Annotated in this window: 22 protein-coding genes and 1 riboswitch; of the genes, 5 read left to right on the top strand and 17 right to left on the bottom strand. The window is 69.9% G+C overall.

Annotated elements, in window-relative coordinates; translation table 11 throughout:
* Window positions 1-492: 492 nt before the first annotated feature.
* On the bottom strand, window positions 493-1,635 hold the full coding sequence (locus OHA17_RS28850; protein WP_406508980.1) for a glycosyltransferase family 4 protein: 1,143 nt from the start codon (window positions 1,633-1,635) through the stop codon (window positions 493-495).
* A gap of 150 nt (window positions 1,636-1,785) precedes the next feature.
* Between OHA17_RS28850 and OHA17_RS28845 the strand changes: the two genes are divergently transcribed.
* The gene (locus tag OHA17_RS28845) at window positions 1,786-3,012 is read left to right on the top strand and encodes a glycosyltransferase 87 family protein (protein ID WP_406508979.1); all 1,227 of its coding nucleotides are present in this window, start codon (window positions 1,786-1,788) and stop codon (window positions 3,010-3,012) included.
* On the opposite strand, the gene OHA17_RS28840 is transcribed toward OHA17_RS28845, so the two are convergent.
* On the bottom strand, window positions 2,973-4,304 hold the full coding sequence (locus tag OHA17_RS28840; protein ID WP_406508978.1) for an MATE family efflux transporter: 1,332 nt from the start codon (window positions 4,302-4,304) through the stop codon (window positions 2,973-2,975). The genes OHA17_RS28845 and OHA17_RS28840 overlap by 40 nt on opposite strands.
* 92 nt (window positions 4,305-4,396) lie before the next feature.
* On the opposite strand from OHA17_RS28840, the gene OHA17_RS28835 reads away from it, so the two are divergent.
* Window positions 4,397-4,924: a PadR family transcriptional regulator gene (locus tag OHA17_RS28835; RefSeq protein ID WP_406508977.1), complete on the top strand. Its 528-nt coding sequence runs from the start codon at window positions 4,397-4,399 to the stop codon at window positions 4,922-4,924.
* Here OHA17_RS28835 and OHA17_RS28830 read toward each other — a convergent pair whose 3' ends face one another.
* The 5 genes from OHA17_RS28830 to OHA17_RS28810 all read right to left on the bottom strand — a co-directional run bounded on the left by OHA17_RS28830 (window position 4,925) and on the right by OHA17_RS28810 (window position 10,401).
* A complete protein-coding gene (locus tag OHA17_RS28830; RefSeq protein ID WP_406508976.1) occupies window positions 4,925-6,157 on the bottom strand; it encodes a hypothetical protein in 1,233 nt (410 codons plus the stop codon). It abuts the gene before it with no gap.
* Window positions 6,158-6,173: 16 nt separating this feature from the next.
* The gene (locus OHA17_RS28825; protein WP_398870958.1) at window positions 6,174-7,202 is read right to left on the bottom strand and encodes an NlpC/P60 family protein; all 1,029 of its coding nucleotides are present in this window, start codon (window positions 7,200-7,202) and stop codon (window positions 6,174-6,176) included.
* A gap of 239 nt (window positions 7,203-7,441) precedes the next feature.
* Window positions 7,442-8,464: an NlpC/P60 family protein gene (locus OHA17_RS28820; RefSeq protein WP_406508975.1), complete on the bottom strand. Its 1,023-nt coding sequence runs from the start codon at window positions 8,462-8,464 to the stop codon at window positions 7,442-7,444.
* Window positions 8,465-8,739: 275 nt separating this feature from the next.
* Window positions 8,740-10,101 (bottom strand): NYN domain-containing protein, encoded by a 1,362-nt coding sequence (locus tag OHA17_RS28815; protein WP_398870962.1) that lies wholly within the window; start codon window positions 10,099-10,101, stop codon window positions 8,740-8,742.
* A gap of 45 nt (window positions 10,102-10,146) precedes the next feature.
* Window positions 10,147-10,401, bottom strand: coding sequence for a hypothetical protein (locus tag OHA17_RS28810; protein ID WP_398870964.1), 255 nt, complete (start codon window positions 10,399-10,401; stop codon window positions 10,147-10,149).
* A gap of 154 nt (window positions 10,402-10,555) precedes the next feature.
* On the opposite strand from OHA17_RS28810, the gene OHA17_RS28805 reads away from it, so the two are divergent.
* Window positions 10,556-11,305 (top strand): rhomboid family intramembrane serine protease, encoded by a 750-nt coding sequence (locus tag OHA17_RS28805; RefSeq protein WP_406508974.1) that lies wholly within the window; start codon window positions 10,556-10,558, stop codon window positions 11,303-11,305.
* The gene (locus tag OHA17_RS28800; protein ID WP_053727718.1) at window positions 11,302-11,583 is read left to right on the top strand and encodes an Lrp/AsnC family transcriptional regulator; all 282 of its coding nucleotides are present in this window, start codon (window positions 11,302-11,304) and stop codon (window positions 11,581-11,583) included. The genes OHA17_RS28805 and OHA17_RS28800 overlap by 4 nt, the downstream gene beginning before the upstream one ends.
* Before the next feature lie 342 nt (window positions 11,584-11,925).
* Here OHA17_RS28800 and OHA17_RS28795 read toward each other — a convergent pair whose 3' ends face one another.
* The 6 genes from OHA17_RS28795 to OHA17_RS28770 form a co-directional block, all read right to left on the bottom strand.
* Window positions 11,926-13,314, bottom strand: coding sequence for an aminotransferase class V-fold PLP-dependent enzyme (locus OHA17_RS28795; protein ID WP_398870968.1), 1,389 nt, complete (start codon window positions 13,312-13,314; stop codon window positions 11,926-11,928).
* A gap of 247 nt (window positions 13,315-13,561) precedes the next feature.
* Window positions 13,562-13,679, bottom strand: a riboswitch (SAM riboswitch).
* 85 nt (window positions 13,680-13,764) lie between these two features.
* Window positions 13,765-14,829 (bottom strand): anthranilate phosphoribosyltransferase, encoded by a 1,065-nt coding sequence (gene trpD, locus OHA17_RS28790; RefSeq protein WP_398870970.1) that lies wholly within the window; start codon window positions 14,827-14,829, stop codon window positions 13,765-13,767.
* Window positions 14,830-15,015: 186 nt separating this feature from the next.
* The gene (locus tag OHA17_RS28785) at window positions 15,016-16,641 is read right to left on the bottom strand and encodes a cytochrome bc complex cytochrome b subunit (protein ID WP_398870972.1); all 1,626 of its coding nucleotides are present in this window, start codon (window positions 16,639-16,641) and stop codon (window positions 15,016-15,018) included.
* Window positions 16,638-17,687: a Rieske 2Fe-2S domain-containing protein gene (locus OHA17_RS28780; protein WP_406508973.1), complete on the bottom strand. Its 1,050-nt coding sequence runs from the start codon at window positions 17,685-17,687 to the stop codon at window positions 16,638-16,640. Before OHA17_RS28780 ends, OHA17_RS28785 begins: the two co-directional genes overlap by 4 nt.
* Window positions 17,684-18,493 (bottom strand): c-type cytochrome, encoded by an 810-nt coding sequence (locus tag OHA17_RS28775; RefSeq protein ID WP_053727714.1) that lies wholly within the window; start codon window positions 18,491-18,493, stop codon window positions 17,684-17,686. The genes OHA17_RS28780 and OHA17_RS28775 overlap by 4 nt, the downstream gene beginning before the upstream one ends.
* 64 nt (window positions 18,494-18,557) lie before the next feature.
* A complete protein-coding gene (locus OHA17_RS28770; protein WP_406508972.1) occupies window positions 18,558-19,178 on the bottom strand; it encodes a heme-copper oxidase subunit III in 621 nt (206 codons plus the stop codon).
* Between the two features lie 187 nt (window positions 19,179-19,365).
* On the opposite strand from OHA17_RS28770, the gene OHA17_RS28765 reads away from it, so the two are divergent.
* Window positions 19,366-19,767 (top strand): hypothetical protein, encoded by a 402-nt coding sequence (locus tag OHA17_RS28765; RefSeq protein WP_406508971.1) that lies wholly within the window; start codon window positions 19,366-19,368, stop codon window positions 19,765-19,767.
* A 2-nt stretch (window positions 19,768-19,769) separates the two neighbouring features.
* Here the strand turns inward: OHA17_RS28765 and OHA17_RS28760 are convergent, their stop codons facing one another.
* From OHA17_RS28760 to coxB, 4 genes are all read right to left on the bottom strand, one after another.
* The gene (locus tag OHA17_RS28760) at window positions 19,770-21,023 is read right to left on the bottom strand and encodes an Ig-like domain-containing protein (protein ID WP_406508970.1); all 1,254 of its coding nucleotides are present in this window, start codon (window positions 21,021-21,023) and stop codon (window positions 19,770-19,772) included.
* 116 nt (window positions 21,024-21,139) lie between these two features.
* Complete coding sequence (locus OHA17_RS28755) at window positions 21,140-21,538, bottom strand: cytochrome c oxidase subunit 4 (RefSeq protein ID WP_406508969.1); 399 nt, start codon at window positions 21,536-21,538, stop codon at window positions 21,140-21,142.
* Window positions 21,535-23,277 (bottom strand): cytochrome c oxidase subunit I, encoded by a 1,743-nt coding sequence (gene ctaD / locus OHA17_RS28750; protein ID WP_053727710.1) that lies wholly within the window; start codon window positions 23,275-23,277, stop codon window positions 21,535-21,537. Before ctaD ends, OHA17_RS28755 begins: the two co-directional genes overlap by 4 nt.
* Entirely contained in the window at window positions 23,274-24,239 is a 966-nt protein-coding gene (gene coxB, locus OHA17_RS28745; protein ID WP_053727709.1) for a cytochrome c oxidase subunit II, read from the bottom strand. The genes ctaD and coxB overlap by 4 nt, the downstream gene beginning before the upstream one ends.
* Between the last annotated feature and the right edge of the window lie 98 nt (window positions 24,240-24,337).

Genomic DNA, 24,337 nt, shown 5'->3' with positions numbered 1-24,337 from the left:
CACTCGGGGCTCCGCCCCGAACCCCGCTCCTCAATCGCCGGAGGGGCTCAATTTTCGTCCCCCGCAGGCCGGTGGCCCGGGGCTCCGCCCCGGACCCCGTTCGCGCCTGAAGGGCGCTCGTCCTCAATCGCCGGACGGGCTGGGGGATGCATCCTGGCAGGGTGCACCCCGCTAGGGGCGCGGGGAACTGCACGAGCACCACCCACAGCCCGCGGACGAAGACGGGTTTTAGGAGCGCGGGGCCGTGACATAGTGCGGCTCCGCCGCGGTGGGGGTACCCCCTGTTCGAGCGAAGCCGAGAACGTGGGGGAGCGACCAGCCACGCACGGCCCGCGGACGACATCCGGCCTTTAAGGGGCGCGAGGAACCGCGCGAGCACCACCCACGGCCCGAGGCCGAAAGCGGGTTCAGGGGCGCGGGGAACTGCGCAAACGGCCCCCGACGGCCCCCAGAGTCGAATAGCCGCACCCCCGCCGAGCGAAGCCGTGCGCGCTAAAGCAGACCCCGCAGCTTCTCCGCCAGGAGATCCCAGCGCCACCTCTCCTCGACCCACTCCCGCCCCCGCTCCCCCATCCGGCGCCGCAGCTCCGCGTCCTGGAGCAGGGTCACGATGCGGTCCGCCGAGTCCTCGGGGGAGCCGCCCCGCACCACCCAGCCCGTCTCGCCGTCGAGCACCGCGTCGGGCGCGCCGCCCGAGTCGCCCGCGACCACGGGCAGGCCGGTCGCCGAGGCCTCCAGGTAGACGATGCCGAGGCCCTCGACGTCCAGGCCGCCGCGCCGGGTGCGGCACGGCATCGCGAAGACGTCGCCCGCCCCGTAGTGCGCGGGAAGTTCCGCCCAGGGCACCGCCCCGGTGAAGCGGACGGAGGCCGAAACCCCGGTGTCCAGGGCGAGTTTGCGCAGGTCGGCCTCGTACGGCCCGCCGCCCACGATGAGCAGTACCGCCTCCGGCACCTGCGCGAGGATCGCCGGCATGGCGAGGATCAGCGTGTCCTGGCCCTTGCGCGGCACGAGCCGCGAGACGCAGACCACGACGGGCCGGTCGGCGAGCCCGAGCCGTTCGCGTACGGCGTCGCCGCCGGAGCCGGGGTGGAAGGTCTTCTCGTCGACGCCGGGCGGGAGTTGGACCATGCGGGCCGCGGCCCGCTGGGTGAGCGCGCCGGCGATCCGGGAGCGGGTGTACTCGCCGAGGTAGGTGATCGTGTCCGTGCCCTCGCCGATCCGCCTCAACAGCTGGCGCGCGGCGGGCAGTTGGGCCCATCCGGCCTCGTGCCCGTGCGTGGTCGCCACCAGGCGCTCCGCGCCGGCCCTGCGCAGCGCGGGCCCCATGAGGCCGAGCGGCGCCGCCGCCCCGAACCACACCGAGGAACAGCCGTGTTCGCGCAGCAGGGAGACGGCCCGCCGGGTGACCCGGGGCGTCGGAAGCAGCATCGTGGTGCGGTCGCGCACGACGGTGAACGGCTGCTCGGCGTCGAACGCGGCGGTCGCCTCGATGCCCTCCCGGCTCCGCTTCCACGTCGAGGCGTAGACGACGAGCTGCTCGGGATCGAGCCGCAGCGCCATGTTGTGCAGGAACGCCTGGATCCCGCCGGGGCGCGGCGGGAAGTCATTGGTCACGATCAAGGTCTTGTGCATCGCCGCCGACAGTACCGAACCCGGGGCGCGCGGCCGAAGGGAGGCCGCGGGGCGGCGCCACGGAACCGAAAGGGCCCCGCCTGACGGCCGAGGCGCCCAGGTACCCGGCATCATGGCTCCGGCCCCCTAAATCAGGACGAGACGGACACCATGAGCATCTTCCGGCGCCCTTTCGCGGTGGCGGCCACCTGGGCCGCGACGCGTTATCTGCTGCTGTTCGGCGTCTTCAGGGTGCTGGCCCTGCCGGGCCCGGACGTCACCAGCGACGTCCACGTCATCTACCAGGGCTGGTCGCAGGTGCTCGCGACCGGCACGTATCCGCTGGACGACGTGACCTGGCAGTACCCGCCGGCCGCGGCCCTCGCGATCCTCTCCCCCGCGGCGCTGCCCTTCCTCGACTACGCGACGGCGTTCTTCCTGCTCGCCTTCCTGGCGGACACGGCGGTCTTCGGCCTCCTGATGTACGCGGCGGGCCGCCCGGGCAAGTCCCTGAACGGCGGCTGGATGTGGGCCGTCGGCGTCCCGTTGCTCGGCCCCACCGCGTACGCCCGCTACGACGTGATGGTGACCGCGGTCGCGGTCGCGGCGCTGCTCGCGGGCGCCCGCCACCCGCGGATCCTGGGCGCGCTCGCCGCGTTCGGGGCGCTGTTGAAGGTGTGGCCGGTGCTCCTGCTGATCCGCGCCCCGCGCCGGTCCTGGACGACCGCCGTGGTGAGCGCCGCCGCGATCCTGGTGGCGTGCGTCGCGGCGGCGCCGGGCGCGCTCGCCTTCCTCACCTTCCAGCGGGAGCGGGGCACGGAGGTCGAGTCGCTCGGCGGGCTCGTCTTCCATGCGGCCCGGCATTTCGGCTGGCACGGCCGGGTGGAGCTGAACTACGGCTCGGTGGAGTTCCTGGGCCCGTACGTTCCGCTGGTGTCCGCCCTCGCGATGGCCCTGACCGCGCTCGCCTTCGGCTGGCTGCTGCTGTGGCGCCTCAGATCCCGCGGCCCGCTGCACCCGAGCACCCTGGCGGACACGGCCTTCACCGCCGTACTGCTCTTCACGACCACCAGCCGGGTGATCAGCCCCCAGTACCTCCTGTGGCTGGTGGGCCTGGCGGCGGTGTGCCTGGCCTTCCGCCGCACCCCGATGACCCGCCCGGCCCAGTTGGTCCTGGCCGCGACGGGCGTGACCCTCCTGGAGTTCCCGATCTGGTTCTCCCACGTGGTGGCGAGCGACTGGCTGGGCGTACTCCTCCTGGTCGTACGCAACGGCCTCCTCCTGACCGCCTCACTCCTGGCCTGCCACCGCCTGTGGCACTCGACCTCCCCGACCCGCAACCTCCCGCCGGTGCCCCTTCAGCCCACCCGCAGGACCGAGCCGTCCACCACCTGCTGACGCTTCGACGTACGTCGGCAGAGCCATGCAAGGGCCGCGCACTGGGCGGCCGTGGCCAGCGCCGCCGCCAGGCAGATGCCGGGCAGGCCCAGCCCCAACAGGCCGTGGGCGAGCCCAAGTTGGAGAACCACTCCGCATCCGGTGATCCGCGCCAGGAGCGGGCTGCCGCCGCTGCCCTCGAACACCCCGCCCACCGCGATGAAGCAGGCGAGCAGCACCAGGTAGGGCCCGAGACAGCGCAGATACAGCGCCCCGGCCGCGGCCACCTCCCCGTGCGCGCCGAACGCCGCCATGATCCAGGGCGCGGCGGCGAGCAGCACGAGGAGCGCTGCGATCCCCACCGCCCCCGAGACGCGCAGCGCCGCCCGCCCAACGGCCCGCCGCTCGTCCCGCCCCGCCCCGAGCAGGCGCGCGGTCTGGATCGCGGCGGCCTGGCGTACGGAGTAGAAGGCCATGGTCGCCACGTACATCGCCTTGGTCGCGATGCCGTACGCGGCGACCTCGGCGACACCGATCCGGGCGACGACGCCGACAAGGGCGAGTGCTCCACCCATGCGCACGACGAAGTCCGCGGAGATGGGGAGTCCGGTGCGCACCGTGCGGCGCAGATCGGCGGACAGGGCGCGCGGCGAGGGCCCGGCCGCGCGCAGCACGGCGCTCCGCCGCAGCATCACAAGGCCCCACGCCAGGGCGGCCCCACGCCCGGCCACGGTGGCGATGGCCGCACCCCGCACGCCGAGGCCGCAGCCCAGGATGAGCAGCGGGTCCAGGACCAGGATCAGCCCGTTGGAGAGCAGCGCGAGACGCATCGGGGTGCGGGTGTCGCCCGTGCCCTTGAGGATGCCGTCCACGACGTTGGTGGCGAAGAAGACCGCCGTGCCGGGCAGTGCGACGGAGAAGTAGCCGGTGGCCAGATTCAGGGCCGCGCCCGCGTCCGCGCCCAGCACCAGGCGGGCCAGCGGCTCCCGGCACAGGAATCCGCCCACCGCGACGACCGGGGTGAGCAACGCCCACAGCGCCCAGCCGCCCCGCACGGCCGCCCGCACCCCGCCCGGATCTCCGGCGCCCCTGGCCCGGGCGAGCAGCACGGTCGTGCCCGACCCGGCCATCAGGACGACCCCGAGCAGCACGTTCTCCACGTTGGTGGCCACGGCGACCGCGGCCACGCAGTCGCCGCCGAGCCGGGCCACCCAGACCGTGTTGATGATTCCGGCCGTGACCCCGGCCAGGAGCTCGAAGTAGACCGGATACGCGAGCGACACCAGCGCCCTGCGATGAGCCTTCGGACCCATTGCCCTCTCCCCCGCTATGCAATACCTCGATTCGAGGTAACTCGATAAGAGGTACCATGAGACGCGGCAACCGGACAAGACGAGGGGCGCCCATGCTGGAGCTGTCGATCCTGGGATTCCTCTACGAGGAACCCCTCCACGGCTACGAGCTCAAGGAGCGCATCAAGGGACTCAGCGGACACATCCGGCCGGTCAGCGACGGGGCGCTGTATCCGGCGATCACCCGCCTGGTGAAGGCGGGCGCTCTTGAGCAGCGCACCGAGCCGGGCAGCGGGGCCGCGCCCCGGCGCATCCTCTCCCTCACGGATGCGGGCCGCGCCGGGCTCCTGGAGCGGCTGCGGCACCCCAAGGACGTCGAAATCACCGACGGGCAGCGGTTCTTCACCCTGCTCGCCTTCCTGCGGCACCTGCCCGACCCCGCCGAGCAGGCGGCCGTCCTCCGGCGGCGGCAGGCCTTCCTCGAAACACCGGCGAGCTTCTTCTACCGGGAGGGCGAGCCCGTCACGGCCGAGCAGGCGCCGGACCTGTTCCGCCAGGGCATGCTGCGGATCGCGCGCGCCACCGGCACGGCGGAGAAGAAGTGGCTGGCCGAGGCGATCAAGGAGCTGGACAAGCCCTGATCAAGCCAGCTGCCCCCGCACATACTCCCGCCACCGCGCCGTGAACTCCCTTGGGGACAGGCCGAGTTCCTCCTTCATCGCCTTTTCCACCGCGCCCTCGCGGTGGGGCTGGTCGCCCACCTTCGTGTAGAAGCGGGCCAGCGTCGCCTCGCCCCAGTGGGTGGCGATCAGGCGGCAGGCCAGCCAGCCGCCTTCGTACGCTTTCGCCAGGCGGTCAGCGCCGCCGTCGAAGCCGAAGTCGGCGTCCGAGGGGAGGTCGGCGGGGAGGTCGCCCGCGCGGACGGCTTTCTGGAGTTCGGGGGCGGCCTGGGGGGCGGTGCGGCCGGTGTCGCGGTAGCCGACCCAGTCCGCGTAGCCCTCCGAGAGCCACATCGGGGTGGCGGGCGAGGTGTGGGCGCGGGTGGCCACGTGGGTGGTCTCGTGGGTGAGGACGACCTTGCGACCCAGGTCGCCGAGGACCGCGTACGCGTCCGGGTTGACGATCACCCGGTCCGCCGGGGCCGCCGCCGCGCCACCCGCCTCGCCGGTGGTCACCGCCGCGATGCCCCGGTAGGAGGCGGCGGGCGCGCCGAGCAACGCGGCCATGCCGTCGAGGGAGGGCGGGACGAGCACCACGACTCGGCCTGCCCATGTGCCCGGCCACGCGGCCGACACCGCCGGTACCGCCGCGTCCTCCGCGACCGCGATCCCGTGCAGCTTCGCCAAGTCCTGGCCGACCCCGAGGATCAGGCTGTGGATGCCGCGTACGGCCGTGACCGGGCCCTGCTGCCACAGCAGCTGCGCGTCGCCCTGGGCTGGCCGGTCGTCGGTGACGTACCAGTTCCCGCCGCGCCGGTCGAGGGTAAGAGTGCGGGCGGCCGTGACGGGCGCGGTGTCGTAGCCCTCGATGCGGTAGTGCAGTTCCACCTTGGCGGTCGCCGTCGCGCCGTGCCGGTCCACGCCGGTGACCCGGTACGTCCAGGAGCTCAGCGGCACCTGCGCGAGGTTGCCGAACTCGGTGCGCTGAGCCACCCGCAGGCCCGTGGCGGCCGGGTCGACGGCGGCCAGATAGCCGACCTCGTCGTGCTTGAGGACCGCGGCCGCGCGCCGGTCGAGGACCTGCTGGACCTGGCTCGCCGTGGCGTCGGGGGCCGAACCGGGCGCCGAGCAGCCGGCCGCGAGCAGCAGCGCGGCGAGCGCGCATCCCGCCGCCCGCCCGCGCCACACCCGTCGACCACGTCCATGACCTGCCACGCCGCCGATCGTACGGTCAGACGCGCGTCACCGAGGAAATGGGCATCATCCCCACGGGGTCGTAGCGCACCGGCGCCCCGGGATACGGCGCGTGCACCACCTGGCCGTTCCCCATGTACATGGCGATGTGGCTGGCGTCGTGCCGGTACGTGATCAGGTCGCCCGGCTTCGCCTCGGAGAGCGGCACCTGGTGGCCGGCGTACCGCTGCTCCTGCGAGGTGCGCGGCAGACCCAGGCCCGCCTGGGCGTACGACCACTGCATCAGGCCCGAACAGTCGAACCCGGCGGGCCCGCTGGACCCCCAGATGTACGGCTTGCCGATCGCCGCGCGAGCCGCCATCACGGCCGCCGCGGCCCGCGCGGAGGCGGGCGCCGAGTCGGGGAGCCCGGGCAGTTCGGTGCGGCCCGAGCGGGAGGCGCGGTCGAAGGCGGCGCGGTCGGCGGTGGGCAGCGCGTTCAGCGTCCGGCGCGCCTCGGCGAGCTTCGACTCCACGGTCCGCTTGTGCCGGGCCACCTCGGTGCGGCTGCGCTCCAGCTCGGCGAGCTTGCGCCTCGCCTCGGCGCGCTGCTGCGACAGGCGCCGCTGCTCGCGCTGGAGGTCCTGGAGCGCGCCGGTCTGACGCTCGCTCAGCCGGTCGAGGGCGGCGGCCCGGTCGAGATAGGTGTCCGGGTTGGAGGACAGGAGCAGCGCGAGCGCGGGGTCGATGCCGCCCGAGCGGTACTGCGCCCCGGCGATCGCGCCGAGCGCGCCCCGCATGCGGTTGATCCTGTCCTGGCCGCGCGCGACGCCGTCCTGCGCCTGCTTGACCTGCTCGCGCAGCTCACGCGCGTGCGCGTCGGCCTTGTCGTACTGCTCAGTGGCCTGCTCGGCCTCCTCGAAGAGGCGGTCGACCTTGGCCTGCCCCGAGGGAGCCGGCTCGCGCGGGTCGGCGCTCGCCGCGGGGGCCGCGAGGGCTGCCGCGGCCGTTGCCGCCGCGGCCGAAAGGACGGTGACGCGGGCGCTCTGGGTCAGGCCCGACTGCGAAGGCCGGCGATGGGACGCCACGTATGCCGCACTCCCTTGCACTGCGTGCGGCCCCTGCCGCCCGGGCGGGCGGCGAGTCACCGGGGGAACCGCACGCCGGACAGTAACCGGGCGCACACCGGGCGGCCAACGACCCGGCCGCCTACGCAAAGTGACGCCCCACCGGAGAGCACAGGTCACCGGCGGGGCGTGGCGTCAGCGCGAGTTGCCGGAATTCGCCCGTTTGGGCGGTGTCGGCGGCTGACGGAGCGAAAGGCGCGTCAGCCGATGCGCACACCGAACTGGAACGGCATGTTGTCCATCGACTCGTAGCGCACGACCGTGCCGGTCCTCGGCGCGTGCAGCACCATGTTGTTGCCGGCGTACAGGCCGATGTGGTGCAGGTCGCCGAAGAAGAGCACCAGGTCGCCGGGCTTGAGTTCGCTGCGGCTGACCCGGGTGCCCGCGTTGGCCTGCTCCTGCGAGGTACGCGGCAGGTTGGCGCCGGCCTGGCGGTAGGCCCAGCCCGTCAGACCCGAGCAGTCGAAGGACGCGGTGCCGGTGGCGGCCCACTGGTACGGCCGGCCGATCATCGTCTGGGCCGCGGCGAGGGCGGCGCCGCCGACCCCCGAGGCGGGCACGTTGCCGAGGTCCGGCCGCGCGTCGGAGCGGTTGGCGCGCGCGTCGTCGGCGGCGAGCGCGGCCTTCTCCTGCGCGGTCAGCGAGTTGAGCAGCGTCTGGGCGTCGCTGAGCTTGCCCTGGACTTCCTTCTTCTTGTCGTCGAGCACCTTGCGGGTGTCGGCGAGGTCCTTCAGCTTGTCCTGGGCTTCCTTGCGCTCCTGCGCGAGGGTGCGCTGCTTGCCCTGGATCTTCTGCAGCGCCTCGGCCTGATTGGCGCTCAGCTGGTCGAGGGCGGACGCCTTGTCCAGGAAGTCGTCCGGGTTGGAGGAGAGGAAGAGCGCGAGCGAGGGGTCGATGCCGCCCGAGCGGTACTGCGCCGAGGCCATCGAACCGAGGCCGCTGCGCAGGGTGTTGAGCTCCTCCTGGCCACGGGCGACCTTGTCCTGGATCTGCCCGATCTCCTTCTCCAGGGTGGCCTGCTTCTCCTTGGCGCCGTTGGACGCCTCGGTCGCCTGCTCGGCCTCGTCGTAGAGCTTGTCGACCTTGCTCTTGACCTCGTCCTTGGTGGGCTTCGGGTCGGCCTGGGCGGCCTGCGAGGTGAGGGCGACGACAGCGGCGGCGGTCGCGCTGAGCACGGTCACGCGGGTGCGGCTCGCGGGCTTGGGACGACGGTGGGACCCCACGAAGGCGAGCTCCTTCTTCCTCAGCCGCCGAACAGAGCACACTCGGCGGGACCTTCACGGCCACCCCGGGGCGAGTGATCAACGCGTGAAGGTACGAGGCCCGACCCTAGTGACCTTCCTGTGATCAGTTCAAATCCTGATAGGAAAAACTTCCGCGACCGAGGCGTTTCTTTACTGTCATCCCACGCGCAGTAGTTGACACTTGACGGAGCGCTGGTCAGCGATCACCCGAATTCGGGCATTGAACACAGGAGTTGCCAAACACCCTGAATGCGTCAGACGCGTGAAAGCCGCTTCAGGAGCAGCAGCGAGGCGACCGGGCGGGCGCCCGCCTTCGCGACGCCGTCCGCGACTTCCTTGTCCGTCGAGACGACCACCACGGGCCGCCCGGACGGCTCGGCCCGCACCAGCTGACGGATCAGCTCGTCCGCGGTCACCCCGGGCTTCGAGAACAGCACCCGTACGCCCCTGGGCGGCGCGAGGAGCACCGGAGCCGCCAGTTCCGCACCGTCGAAGACGCAGGTGACCTCGGCGCCCGTCTGGGCGGCGAGCACGGACAGGCCACCGAGCAGCCGCAGGCGCTGCTTCTCCAACGGCATTGTCGGATAGCCGGTCTTGGTGACGTTGTAGCCGTCCACGACCAGGTGCACCTGGGGCAGCCCGAGCAGCTGGTCGAGCAGCGCCGGATCGGTCTCCGACAGGGCCCGGGCCGCGATGTCCTTGGGCGTCATGTTGCCCGGCGCGACCGCGTCCACGGTGTCGGCGGGGCGTACGGAGGCGGGCGGCAGGGCCAGTTCGCGGCGCAGGCCCTGGGCGCTCTCCAGGACGGTGTCGAGCAGCAGCCGCAGCCGCATGTCCTCGACGGAACGCCCCTCGCGGACCGCGCGCCGGCTCGCCTCCAGGCCCGCCTCGGCCTCGCCGAGCCGCGTCTTGAGCCGACGGGTCTCGCTCTCGGCGGCGGCCACCTGGGCGGCCGCCTCGGACTTGATGCCGTCGATCTCGGAGGTGGTCCGGCGCAGCGCGGCCTCGCCGCGCTTCACATCGCTCTGGGCGCTGCGCAGCTTGCGCTGGAGCGTTTCGGCTTCCTTGCGGGCTGCGAGCAGCTCCGTACGCAGCGCCTCGTTCTCTGACTTGACCAGGGCGCGCGCCTCGGCGAGCTCCTCGCGCAGCCGCTCCAGTTCGCGCCGGCCCTCCTCGTCCGCCCGCTCGGCGAACGCCCGCTGGGCCTCCTCGCCGGCCGCGGCGACCAGCTTCACCCATCCGGTGGGGCGCAGCACATAGGCGGCGGCCGCCACGTCCACGGGATCGGCGGCCGCGGGCGGCGAGCCGGCCTCGACGGCGCCGGCGAGCTCGGGCTGCGACTCCTTGAGCCGCTCGCCGATCCGCTGGCGGAACACGGGGTCGCTCTCCAGCGCGGCGGCCATCGCGTTGCCCGCGAACTTGGCGCGCCGGGTCGGGGTGAAACGGGCGTACTGCCGCAGCTGTCCGGGCAGTTCGGCGACGGTCAGGCCGCCGAACGCCTCCGAGACGAAGGCGACGACCCGGCGCCGCACCCCTTCGGGCAGCGGGCGGTCGAGCACCTCGGCGGGGCCGTCGCCGGCCGAAGCGGCCGGTTCAGCACCGCTTGCATGCTCCACAATCCGTCACCCCAACTGTCATCCGTACCGCTCGGGCGGCCGCCCTCAGGAGGCGGTCGCGGCGTCGGTACCCGGCCGGTCCACTAGCTCGATCTGGTCCACCGCGTTGCACCAGCGGCAGCGGACCGACTCGATGGTCTCACTGACCACCTCGCGTTCCTCCACCTTGGGCTCTCCGGCGAGGTCCAGATGCACGTACTCGATCACTTTCGACGAGCGGGTGACATCGAAACGGGTGAGGTTTCCGCAGAGCGTGCAGCGCCACCGGGTGTCGGCGGTCGGCTGGGGAACGGTGGTCATGTGGTGCCGTCCTCTTTCCACTTCCATGGTCCAGGATCTCGCGGTGCGCCGTCGAACTGCGGGAGTACTGCCCGCAACCCTACGGCCTACCCGTCCGCCACCGGCACGGCGAGGCGGTCTGTACCGAAAGCTCCCTTTGGGCCATTCTCTCCCCATGATCAAGTGGCGGGGAGCGGCGATCCTCAAAGGCGTGGTGCACGGCCCGACCATGACGTACGGCCTGATCACCGCCTGCTGCCTGCTCTTCGTCCTCAGCCCGGTCTCCGGCCTCGACCCGGGTTACGGGACCGGCGACGCGGTCCTGAGCGCCCAGAGCGACTATTTCGCCCGCTGGGGCGTCATCCCCGAAGAGCTGATGACGGGGCGGCCACCCACCCTGCTCACCCCGCTCACCGCCCTGTTCGTGCACGGCAGCTGGCTGCACCTGCTCGGCAACACGCTGTTCCTGTACGTCTTCGGCGCGATGGCCGAGGAGCGCATGGGCCGGGCGGAGTTCGTCCTGTTCTACCTGGTGGCGGGCTATCTGGCGCTGCTCGGGTACGCGGCGGCGCACGCGGATTCGGACCAGACCCTGGTGGGGGCGTCCGGGGCCATCTCGGCGGTGCTCGGCGCCTTCCTCTGCCTCTTCCCCAGGGCCAGGGTGACCAGCATTTTCCCGTTCCTGCTGTTCCTGCCGCTGCGGTTCCCCGCCTGGATGGTGCTGGTCTTCTGGTTCGCCCTGCAGTGGCTGGCGATCCGGAGCGCGCCGGCCGGGCCCGGGGTGGCCTACCTCGCCCATCTCATCGGCTTCGGCCTCGGCTTCCTCTACGCGTGGGCCCGTTTCCGCGGGGCGGATAGAGTGAAACGCCGAAAGCCCGTGAAGCCCGCGGGTCCGGCCGCCACCGAGGGAGAAAGCCAGCCGTGATCACCGCGATCGTGCTCATCAAGACCAGCGTGGACCGGATTCCCGAGATCGCGGAGTCCATCGCGGCGCTCGACAGCGTCAGCGAGGTGTACTCGGTGACCGGTACGTACGACTTGATCGCGCTGGTCAGGGTGGCCCGCCACGACGATCTGGCGGACATCATCCCGGGCAGCATCAGCAAGATCCCGGGTGTCGAGGGCACGGATACGCATGTGGCGTTCCGGACGTACTCCCAGCACGACCTGGAAGCGGCCTTCGCCATCGGCCTGGACTCCTGACCCACCCTGCTCGGGGGCGCCGCCCCCGAACCCCCACTTCCGACGTCGTTCGACCGCGGACCGTGCTTGGCTGGTCGCGCCCACGCGGCGGAGCCGCACAATGTCACAGCCCCGCGCCCTTAGCAGGATCGGTGCTGGCCAGCACCGGGCATTTCAGCCCGTCCGGCGATTGAGGACGAGCGCCCTTGAGGCGCGACAGGGGGTGCAGGGGGCGAAGCCCCCGCATGGGGTCTGGGGCGCAGCCCCAGGGGCGGAACCAACCAACCCCGCGCGACGGGCGGGCGGGTGGGCAGACTCCCCGGGGTCTGGGGCGGAGCCCCAGGGAGGCGTGGCCCGGCGGGGTTACACCGCCGGGACGCAGCGGCCCGACTCCGTGCGGTACTGCCACTTCGCACCCTGCGTGACCAGCTCCCGCACCGCCCGCACGAAGCGGTCCACGTGCTCGTCCGGCGTCCCCGCCCCGAAGCTGACCCGGATCGCGTTCAGGGAGCGCTCGCCCGGCTCGGCCTCGGGGGCCCCGCACTCGCCCGGGTCCTGCGGGTCGCTGCCGAGCAGGGTGCGCACCAGCGGGTGGGCGCAGAACAGGCCGTCGCGCACGCCGATGCCGTACTCCGCCGAGAGCGCCGCCGCGAAGTGCGAGCTGTTCCAGCCGTCGACGACGAACGAGATGACGCCGACCCGGGGCGCGTCGTCGCCGAAGAGCGACAGGACCCGGACCTCGGGCACCTCCGCCAGGCCGGCCCGCACCTTCGCGATCAGGTGCCGCTCCCGCTCGACCAGCGAGTCGAAGCCCGCCTCGGTCAGCGCCTTGCAGGCGGAGGCGATGGAGTAGACGCCGATGACGTTGGGCGATCCGGCCTCGTGGCGGGCGGCCGTGGTGTGCCACTCCACGTCCACGCCGCCGTCGGCGCGCCGCGCGACCTTCTTGGAGGCGCCGCCGCCGGCCAGGTAGGGCTCGGACTCCTGGAGCCAGTCCGCGCGCCCGGCGAGCACGCCCGAGCCGAAGGGCGCGTACAGCTTGTGCCCGGAGAAGGCGATCCAGTCGACGTCCAACTCCCGTACGGATACGGGGTGATGGGGCGCGAGCTGGGCGGCGTCGAGGACGATGCGGGCGCCGTGGGCGTGCGCGGCGGCGGCGAGTTCCCGTACCGGCCACAGCTCGCCGGTGACGTTGGACGCGCCGGTGACACAGACGAGGGCGGGGCCGTAGGGGTCGCGGTCGGCGAGCGCGCGCTCCAGCGTCTCGACGGCCTGCTGCGGGGTGCGCGGCGCGTTCAGGTACGTCACGCGGGCGTCGCGCCACGGCAGCAGCGAGGCGTGGTGCTCGGTCTCGAAGACGAAGACCTCGCAGTTAGCCGGGATCACCTGGGCGAGCAGGTTCAGCGAGTCCGTGGTGGAGCGGGTGAAGACGATCTGGTCGCCGGGGCGGCAGTCGAGGAACTCGGCCACCGTCTCGCGGCTGTTCTCGAACAGGTCGGTGGAGAGCTGCGAGAGGTAGCCGGCCCCGCGGTGCACGCTGCCGTAGTAGGGGGCGTACGCGGCGACGTCGTCCCAGACCCGCTGGAGGGCGGGTGCGCTCGCCGCGTAGTCGAGGGCGGCGTAGGTCACCTCGCCGCCGGTGACCAGCGGCACGGTGACATCGCGGCCGAGCACCGGCAGCGGCGCCGCACAGCAGGGGTCGGCGGACTCGACGGCGGTAGCAGTGGTGGTGGCGGCAGGGCGTGCGGACATGGCGGTATCTCCTGGCAGGAAAAGGCGAGTTGACTTCGGACCCCGGGTACGGCGGCGCGACCCTGCTGCGATCGAGAGGGCTCAACTGCCTTGCCGTGTACGGGTGTTGACCTCGAACACGCAGCCCGAGACGGGTGCGCGGAGGGTTGTGAAGAAGGGGCGGTACGCCCTATCGCATTCGCTTGCTCACGAGACTGCTCCCTTGAGGACCAGGACCCCAGGGCTGTGACATCCAACGATGTCCAGGGGTCCGCGCTTGCCGTAGGCCTTGCTGCCTACGACCTGGTCTTCACCCGGGGCACCCCGCCACGGACGGAGGGTTGCCGGACAGCGAGCCGGGGCCTAAATCGCTGTCACTCATGACCTTGAACAGCATCCTGCCACACGTCCCGGCGTGCGCAAGGCACAGTCCGCGATCTGGACTGCGCCTTGCGTCACATCAGGTACGGGCTACGCGTTGCTGGCCGCGACCCAGCGCTCCAGGGCGCGCTGGGCCGCCCCGGAGTCGATGGCCTCGGCAGCCCGGGCCATGGCGGCGCCGAGCTGCCCGGCGAGCGGGCCCTGTCCCGGTTCGAGGGCGACGAGGGCAGCGGCCGAGTTGAGCAGCACCGCGTCCCGCACCGGCCCGCGCTCCCCCGCAAGCAGGCGCCGGGCGACATCGGCGTTGTACGAGGAGTCCGCGCCGCGCAGCGCCTCGATGGGCACGATCTCGATGCCCACATCCCGCGGGTCGAAGCTCTCCTCGCGGACCCGGCCGTCGCGCACCACCCACACCCGGGACGTCCCGGTGGTGGTCAGTTCGTCGAGGCCGTCGTCACCGCGGAAGACCAGCGCGGAGGAGCCGCGTTCGGCGAGCACGCCCGCCACGATGGGCGCCATCCGCGCGTCCGCGACGCCGGTCGCCTGGGCCCGTACCCGCGCCGGATTGGTCAGCGGGCCGAGGAAGTTGAAGGTGGTGCGGATCCCCATCTCGCGGCGGGCCGCGGCGACGTAGCGCAGCGCCGGGTGGAACTTGACCGCGAAGCAGAAGGTGATGCCGGCCTCCTCCGCGACCTCGACGACCCGCTGCGGGCTGAGGTCGAGGTTGACGCCGAGCTTCTCCAGTACGTCGGACGCTCCGCTGGCCGAGGAGGCGGCCCGGTTGCCATGTTTGACGACCTTGGCGCCGGTGCCGGCCACCACGATCGCCGACATGGTGGAGATGTTGACGGTCTTGGCGTTGTCGCCGCCGGTGCCGACGATGTCGACGCTGGGGCCCGGTACCTCGATGAGGTTGGCGTGCTCGTACATGGTGCGCACCAGGCCGGTGATCTCGGCGACCGTCTCGCCCTTGGCCCGCAGGGCCACCGCGAAGGCGGCGATCTGGGCGTCGGTGGCCTCCCCGCGCATGATCCTGTCCATCGCCCACGCGGTCACGTCCGCGCTCTGGTCGGTGCCGCTCAGGAGCGCGTCCAGGACGCCCGGCCAGGAGTGGGCCGCCACGGTGTCGCCTCCGGTGGGGGTAACAGCGCTCATGCTCGCTCCTGGTGGTCAAGGGACTGGATACCGCCCGCCAGCCTATCGACAGCGACGGGGCACCCCGCGCCCGTGCCCGCACTGCGGACGCCGTAGAGAAACGCGTACGCAAAAGACTCCGGCCCGGCCCCCGCGAAGGGGCCGGGCCGGAGCCTCGGTTGTGGCGACCGTCAGATCAAGCGGAGATCAGTGGTGGCCGTGGCCGCTCGTGATCTCCTCGTACTCCTCGGCCGTCGGCTTGGGGATCTGGTTCCCCTCGCCGAAGTAGCCCTTGCTGAGCTTGGCGCGCAGCTTCTGCGTCCGCGAGACCTTGCGGGCGACACCGTTCTCGTCGACCGTCGGGCCGATCTCGACCGGCTTGTACTGCTCGTGCGCGGTGAGCTTGTAGCGCGCGTTGGCGTCCAGCGGCTCGTGGATCTCGACGAACTCGCCGTGCGGCAGCCGCTTGATGATGCCGGACTCGCGTCCGTGCAGCACCTTCTCGGCGTCGCGCCGCTGCAGACCCAGGCAGATCCGCTTGGTGGCGATGAACGCGAGGACCGGGGCCACGAAGAACGAGATCCGCACGAACCAGGTGATGACGTTGATCGAGAGGTGGAAGTGGGTCGCCCAGAGGTCGTTTCCACCACCGATGAGCAGCACCATGTACCAGGTGATCCACGCGACACCGAACGCGGTACGCGTCGGCGCGTTGCGCGGCCGGTCCGCGATGTGGTGCTCGCGCTTGTCCCCGGTGACCCAGGACTCGATGAACGGGTACACCGCGATGGCCGCCAGGACCGTCGGGAAGATCACCAGCGGGATGAACACGCCCAGGACGAGCGTGTGGCCCCACAGGTTGATCTCCCAGCCCGGCATCACACGGATGAGGCCTTCGGAGAAGCCCATGTACCAGTCGGGCTGGGCGCCGGTGGACACCTGGTCCGGCCGGTAGGGGCCGATCGCCCAGATCGGGTTGATCGAGGCGATCGCCGCGACCACCGCGATGACACCGAAGACCAGGAAGAAGAAGCCGCCCGCCTTCGCCATGTACACCGGGAGCAGCGGCATGCCGACGACGTTCTTGTTCGTACGTCCCGGACCCGCGAACTGGGTGTGCTTGTGGTAGAAGACCAGGATCAGGTGAGCCACCATCAGGCCGAGCATGATGCCCGGCAGCAGCAGGATGTGGATCGAGTAGAACCGGGCCACGAAGTCCCCGCCGGGGAACTCGCCACCGAAGAGGAAGAACGACATGTACGTGCCGACGATCGGCACGGACAGGATCGCGCCCTCCATGAAGCGGACACCGGTGCCCGACAGCAGGTCGTCCGGGAGCGAGTAACCGGTGAAGCCGGTGAACATGCCCAGGACGAACAGCAGGAAGCCGAACAGCCAGTTGACCTCACGCGGCTTGCGGAAGGCGCCCGTGAAGAACACGCGCATCATGTGCACGAACATGCCGGCGAGGAAGATCAGCGCCGCCCAGTGGTGGATCTGCCGGATCAGCAGACCACCGCGCACATCGAAGCTGATGTGCATGGTCGAGTTGAACGCCTCGGACATGTGCATGCCCTGCAGCGGCACGTACGAGCCGTCGTAGACGACCTCGTTCATGCTCGGGTGGAAGAACAGCGTCAGATACACACCCGTGAGGATGATGATGATGAAGCTGTACATGCAGATCTCGCCGAGCATGAAGGACCAGTGGTCCGGGAAGATCTTGCGCATGTTGGCCTTGGCCAGGGAGTAGATCCCGAGCCGGCCGTCCGCCCAGTCCGCGATCCGCTCACCGGCGGGCGCTTCGCGCCGTGCGTCTGTCGTGGTGCTCATCCGCGCTCCCAGAAGGCAGGACCGACGGGCTCTTCGAAGTCGCCGAGCGCTTCGAGGTAACCCTCGTCATTCACGCCGATCCGCAGCTGCGGAAGGGCGTGACCGGCCGGGCCGAAGATGACGCGGGCGCCGTCGGAGAGGTCGAAGGTGGACTGGTGGCACGGGCAGAGCACGTGGTGCGTCTGCTGCTCGTACAGGGAGATCGGGCAGCCCACGTGGGTGCAGATCTTCGAGTACGCGACGATGCCCTGGTGCGACCATTCGAGCTCGCGCTTGTCCTTGATGTCCTCCGGCTTGATCCGGACGAGCATCAGGGCGGCCTTGGCGATCTGCGTCTGGAAGTCCTCCGCAGTCTCCTCCAGGCCCTCGGGCTTGGCGAAGGTGAGCGAACCGACCGTCAGGTCCTCGGGACGCAGCGGCTCGTTGGTGTTCATGTTGATCAGGGCCTTGCCCTTGGACCACATGGTGTGCCGCAGCTTGTCCTCGGGCAGCGTGCCCAGGTCGCGCAGCAGCATCACACCGGAGAGCGGCACCATGGCGAGCGCGCCGAACATGGTGTTGCGGATCAGCTTGCGGCGTCCGAAGCCGGACTCGGCCGCGCCCTGCTTGAAGTCGGCCAGGACCTGCGCCTTGACCTCCGGCGGGGCCGCGATCTCGTGCCGCTCGGCCGGCATCTCGACGTCCGACATCAGGGTGCGGGCCCAGTGGACCGCGCCCGCGCCGATGCAGAACAGCGCCACGCCCAGGGTCAGACCCAGAGCGAAGTTGAGGACGCTGACGTGCCCGAACGGGAAGATGAAGACGATCTTGTCGACCGGGAAGATCACGTACGAGGCGATGAAGCCGACCGTCGCGACCATGGACAGGAAGAACAGGAACGCGACCGCGCGCTCGGAGCGCTTGGCCGCCCGCTCGTCGATGTCCTGGATGCGCGGCTTGTGGGCCGGCAGTCCCGGGTCGGCGAAGGGGTCGCCCGCGTGCTCTACCGCGCCGTGCGCGGTGGCCTGCGCTTCAGACAGGCTCTCGGAATTCTCTTGGCTACTCATGACTTCTTGGCCTTAGCGGTGTGGGCCGCGACCCAGATGGCTACTGCGATGAGGGCACCCAGACCGAAGATCCAGCCGAACAGACCCTCGCTGACCGGGCCGAGCCCGCCGAGCTTGAGGCCACCGGGGCTCGCGGACTTGTCGCTGTTGACAGCGTGCAGGTACGCGATGATGTCCTGCTTCTGCTTCTGCGGCATCGTCGTGTCCGGGAAGGACGGCATGTTCTGCGGGCCGGTCTGCATGGCCTCGTAGATGTGCTTGGGGTCCACGTCCTCCAGGCTGGGGGCGAACTTGCCGTTCGTCAGGGCACCGCCCTCACCCGTGAAGTTGTGGCACTGGGCGCAGTTGGTGCGGAACAGCTCGCCACCCTTGGCGATGTCCGCACCGCTCGGGTTGTACTGCGAGTCGGTCGGCACGCTCGGACCGGCGCCCAGCGAAGCCACGTAAGCGGCGAGCTGGTCGATTTCGGCCTGCGAGTAGATGACCTTCTTCTTCGGCACCTGCGCGCCGGGCTGCTGCGCCGGCATGCGGCCGGTGCCGACCTGGAAGTCCACCGCGGCGGCGCCCACGCCGACCAGGGAGGGGCCGTCAGAGGTGCCCTGACCGCCGGTTCCGTGGCAGCTGGCGCAGCCGACGGAGTAGAGCTTCTTGCCCTCGTCGATGGCGAGGGACTGGGCGGTTTCGTCAGCCTGAGCCTTGCCCGCGGGCGCGAACGCGGCGTACAGCCCCCCGGTGGCCGCCAGCGCGAGGAGTAGGACGACGACCGCCGCCAGCGGATGGCGTCGTCGTGCGGAGAGCTTTTTCACGGATTACCCCGGTGTCAGGATCTTCTGCGTCGATGCTGGATGTGGTGCGGACCTACGGGCCCGGTTACTGGATCAGGTAGATCGTGGCGAAGAGGCCGATCCACACGACATCGACGAAGTGCCAGTAATAGGACACGACGATGGCCGCGGTCGCCTGCTCGTGGGTGAACCTCTTGGCCGCGTACGTCCTGCCCAGAACCAGCAGGAAGGCGATCAGGCCGCCCGTCACATGCAGTCCGTGGAAGCCCGTGGTCAGGTAGAACACCGAGCCGTAAGGATCCGAGGACAGCGAGAGGCCGTCCTTCTTCACCAGCTCGGTGTACTCGAAGACCTGGCCGCCGATGAAGATCGCACCCATCACGAACGTGATCATGAACCAGGTGCGGAGCTTCTTCACATCGCCGCGTTCCGCGGCGAAGACGCCGAGCTGGCAGGTGAGGGAAGAGAGCACCAGGATCGTGGTGTTGGTCGCCGAGAACGGAAGGTTCAGGGACGAGGCCATTTCGGACCAGTGCGCGGCACCCGTTACCGATCGCAGAGTGAAGTACATCGCGAAGAGGGCCGCGAAGAACATCAGCTCGGAACTCAACCAGATGATGGTTCCGACGCTGGTGAGGTTCGGCCGATTGACCGACGGGTGCGCGTGCCCGGTTTCTACTGTCGTTGCTGTCGCCACGACCGACATTATGTCGGTCGCTTATCCCGCCCTCACTCCGGGGGGTGCCGTTCGGTGTGTCAGCGGCGTATGCAGGGCCCGAACGGCCCATCGAAGGGCTGTCCGAACCGGTGTTGACGGGCAGTCGGACGGAGTAGCATCCGCGCATCGGTTCATGAGCCAACGCCGGCGAATCCGCCGGACCTTCGGAGGATCCATGCAGTCGAGCGCCACCGTTCTGGTCTACAGCGACGACGCGAACACCCGCGCGCAGGTGCGGCTCGCGGCCGGCCGCAGGCCCGCCTCCGACGTGCCCCCGGTCGAGTTCCTGGAGTGCGCGACGCTGCCGGCGGTCCTCAAGGAGCTGGACCGCGGCGGCATCGACGCCTGCGTCCTGGACGGCGAGGCGGTTCCGGCGGGCGGCATGGGAGTCTGCCGCCAGATCAAGGACGAGGTCTTCCAGTGCCCGCCGGTGCTGCTCCTCATCGGCCGCCCGCAGGACGCCTGGCTGGCCACCTGGAGCCGGGCGGACGCCGCGGTGACCCTCCCGGTCGAGCCGGTCGAGTTCGCGGACTCCCTGGCCGCCCTGCTGCGCAAGCGGCTTGCCGTGGGTGCCTGACCTCACACTCCCGGCCGCAGCCGGGCGGAGTTCACTCGCTTCTGCCCGGCCTTGAGGTCGTCCTGCAGGACGCTGCCCTGGCGCCATTCGTCCCACGACACGTTCCAGTCGCCGAACCCGTTGTCGAAGGGCGTCATGTCCTCGCCGATGCTGTTGACGACCTTGACGATGTCGCCCTCGTTGATGTTCTCGTAGAACCAGGCCGCGTTGCCGGTGCTCATGCCCGTACAGCCGTGGCTGACGTTCTCGTAGCCCTGCGAGCCCACGGACCAGGGCGCGGCGTGCACGTATTCGCCGCTCCAGGTGACCCTCGTGGCGTAGTAGACGGGCAGGTCGTAGCCGTCCGAGCTGCTGGAGGAGATGCCGACGGTCTCCCCGCGCATGCGTACAAAGTACTGCTTGCCCAGGACGACCTTGACGCCGTTGCGGGTGGAGAAGCCGGGCTTTCCGGTGGTGATCGGAATGGTATTGATCACTTCTCCGTTGCGCTTGACCGTCATGTAGTGCCCGGCGGCGTCGGTGATGGCCTCGACGCGGTCGCCCGTGGTGATCTTCAGGGGCTTGCCGGGGCCGCCGTACAGCTTGTCGGCGATCTTCACGCCCTCCAGGTTGGAGTGGACGTTGATGGTGGCGTGGGTGGGCCAGTACTCCTTGGGGCGGTAGTGCAGGACCTTGTCGCCCACCCAGTACCAGTTGCCCTCCACCTTGGGCGTCGATTCGACGATCAGGGCGTGTTCGACGATCGCCCGGGCCTTCTTGTCCTTGATCGGCTTGCTGAGTTCCGCGGTGATGGGCTGTCCGACGCCGTACTTGCCCGCGTCCGGGCCGAATTCGACCTCCACGGCATCCGTGACCGCCGCCGTGTCGAACGTCAGCGTGCGCAGCCCCGGGGAGCCGTCCTCGTTCTCCGTGGAGACCTTGACGGTGTAGTGCGCGCCGGCCACCAACGGGGCGGTGGAGTGCCAGCGGCTGCCGTCGGCGGCCAGTTCGCCCGCCAGGTAGCGGCCGTTGCCGTCGACGGCCGCTACGTCCGTGAGGCGGGCTTCCTTGCCCTTGGCGGTGATCTCAAGGGGCTTGTTGGGATCGGCTTTCTGACTGCCCGCCGGGCCGTTGTAGAGGACCTGCCCGGCCGCGTCGTACGGCTTGGCCGAAAGCGGGTTGGCGTCTGACCCGCCGCACCCCGTGGCCCCCACACCGAGGGACAGGACAAGGAGGGTGCAGCTCACTACGGTGCGGATGCGCGGTGCGTGGCTCATGAGCACACGGTATGAAGGTTCGTCAGTTCCGGCGCGCCGGGTGACTGCAAACGAGGGGCCCTCCATCTCTCAGCGAGATGGAGGGCCCCTCATGGCGCGGTGCGGCGGGCGCGGAACTACTGGTTCTGGTTCTCGCCGCGGTAGTACTCGAACACCCAGCCGTAGAGACCGACCAGGATCAGCGGAGCCGAGAAGTACAGCAGCCACCAGCCCATGGCGATCGCGAGGAAGGCCAGGGCGCCGCCGATGCCGAGCGAGAGCGGCTGCCAGGAGTGCGGCGCGAAGAAGCCGACCTCACCGGCGTCGTCCGCGACATCGGCCTCCATGTCGTCCTGGGCGCCCACGTCGACCCGCCGGGCCGTGAAGGCCAGGTAGAAGCCGATCATGACGCTCAGGCCGAAGGCCATGACGAGCGCGGTGGTTCCGGCCGCTTCCTTCGACCACACGCCGTACACGACGGCCATGATCAGGATGAAGACGGCCAGCCACAGGAACATCTTGCCCTGGATCTTCACTTCCCGGCCTCCTTGCCACCGGTGAGCATGTGGTCACCGTGGACGTCGCCGTGGTTCTCAAGCTGGTCGAGAGCCGCGATCTCGGGGTGGTGGAGGTCGAACGCCGGCGATTCGGAGCGAATGCGCGGCATCGTGAGGAAGTTGTGCCGCGGCGGCGGGCAGGAGGTCGCCCACTCCAGCGAACGGCCGTAGCCCCACGGGTCGTCGACCTCGATCTTCTTGCCGTACTTGGCGGTCTTCCAGACGTTGTAGAAGAACGGCAGGATCGACAGACCGAGCAGGAACGAGGAGATCGTCGAGATCGTGTTCAGGGTGGTGAAGCCGTCGGCCGCCAGGTAGTCGGCGTAACGACGCGGCATGCCCTCGACACCCAGCCAGTGCTGGACGAGGAACGTGCCGTGGAAGCCCACGAACAGCGTCCAGAAGGTGATCTTGCCGAGCCGCTCGTCCAGCATCTTTCCGGTGAACTTCGGCCACCAGAAGTGGAATCCGGAGAACATCGCGAAGACCACGGTGCCGAAGATGACGTAGTGGAAGTGCGCGACGACGAAGTACGAGTCGGAGACGTGGAAGTCCATCGGCGGCGAGGCCAGGATGACGCCGGTCAGACCACCGAAGGTGAAGGTGATCAGGAAGCCGATCGCCCACAGCATGGGTGTCTCGAAGGACAGTGAGCCCTTCCACATCGTGCCGATCCAGTTGAAGAACTTCACGCCCGTCGGCACGGCGATGAGGAACGTCATGAAGGAGAAGAACGGCAGGAGCACGCCACCAGTGACGTACATGTGGTGCGCCCACACGGTCACGGACAGACCCGCGATCGCGATGGTGGCGCCGATCAGTCCGCTGTAGCCGAACATCGGCTTTCGACTGAACACTGGGATCACTTCGGAAATGATTCCGAAGAATGGCAACGCGATGATGTACACCTCTGGATGGCCGAAGAACCAGAAGAGGTGTTGCCAGAGAATCGCGCCGCCATTACTGGCGTCGAAGACATGCGCACCGAACTTGCGGTCCGCCTCCAGGGCGAACAGCGCGGCCGCGAGGACCGGGAAGGCCAGCAGGACCAGCACACCGGTCAGCAGGACGTTCCACACGAAGATCGGCATACGGAACATCGTCATGCCGGGAGCGCGCATGCAGATGATCGTGGTGATGAAGTTGACCGAGCCGAGGATCGTGCCGAAGCCGGAGAAGGCCAGACCCATGATCCACATGTCGGCGCCGACGCCCGGCGAGCGGACCGCGTCCGACAGCGGGGAGTAGGCGAACCAGCCGAAGTCGGCCGCGCCCTGCGGGGTGAGGAAGCCACCGACCGCGATGGTCGAGCCGAACAGGTAGAGCCAGTAGGCGAACATGTTCAGCCGCGGGAACGCCACGTCGGGCGCGCCGATCTGCAGCGGCATGATCCAGTTCGCGAATCCGGCGAACAGCGGCGTCGCGAACATCAGCAGCATGATCGTGCCGTGCATCGTGAACGCCTGGTTGAACTGCTCGTTCGACATGATCTGCGTGCCGGGGCGGGCGAGTTCGGCGCGCATGAAGAGCGCCATGATCCCGCCGATGCAGAAGAACGCGAACGACGTGACCAGGTACATCGTGCCGATCGTCTTGTGATCAGTGGTGGTCAACCACTTGATGACGACGTTTCCCGGCTGCTTGCGCCGGACCGGCAGCTCGTTCTCGTACGAGTCGTCTGCTGCCGCGGCACCCTGAGATTCGTTGAGGATGCTCACAGTTTGTTCGTCTCCGCGTTCTTGGCGGGGTCGGTCTGGGCGATGCCCGCCGGCACGTAGCCGGACTGGCCCTTCGCCGCCAGCTCCTTGAGGTGCTGCTGGTAGCGCTCCGGGGAGACGACCTTCACGTTGAAGAGCATGCGCGAGTGGTCGACGCCGCAGAGTTCGGCGCACTTGCCCAGGAAGGTGCCTTCCTGGTTCGGCGTGACCTCGAACGAGTTGGTGTGCCCCGGGATGACGTCCTGCTTCATCAGGAACGGCACGATCCAGAAGGAGTGGATGACGTCGCGCGAAGTCAGCACGAAGCGGACCTTCTCGCCCTTCGGCAGCCACAGGGTCGGGCCCGGGTTTCCGGTCTGCGGGTTACGGGTGCCGGGAATGCCGACGTCGTAGACACCGCCCGCGTTCGCGGGGAAGTCCTTCTTGAACCGGTCCGGGATCGCTGCCAGGTTCTTGTCCGTCTTGGCGTCGCCCTTAACACCGGGCACGTCCTCGACGTAGTTGAAGCCCCAGCTCCACTGATAGCCGACCACGTTGACCGTGTGGGCGGGCTTCGGGGACAGAGTCAGGAGCTTCGTCTCGTCGCGTGCCGTGAAGTAGAAGAGCACGGAGACGATGATCAGCGGAACCACGGTGTACAGCGCCTCGATGGGCATGTTGTACCGGGTCTGCGGGGGTACCTCGACCTTGGTGCGGCTGCGCCGGTGGAAGATGACGCTCCACAGGATCAGGCCCCAGACCAGCACGCCCGTGGCGAGCGCAGCCGCCCACGAGCCCTGCCAGAGGGACAGGATCCTGGGAGCCTCGTCCGTCACCGGAGTGGGCATACCAAGTCGAGGGAAGTCTTTCCAGTTGTACGAGCAACCGGATGCTGTCGCCAGGACCAGGCCCGCAGTCAGCACCTGCGGCAGCTTCCGCCGCATCGGGCGCCGCGACGAGCGGTCGGAGCCGTTGGGACTCACGTAGCGCCTTCCCGAGAGTCTCGCCCGCGGTGGTCGGCTACGGCCGTCTCGCTGGTCGGTCGCCGCCCTGGCACACGGGCAGGGGTTTGGATGTTTAT

Origin of the sequence: Streptomyces sp. NBC_00212, assembly GCF_045206365.1 — a bacterium.
GTDB lineage: Bacteria > Actinomycetota > Actinomycetes > Streptomycetales > Streptomycetaceae > Streptomyces.
This window is presented reverse-complemented; position numbering and strand designations above follow the sequence as displayed.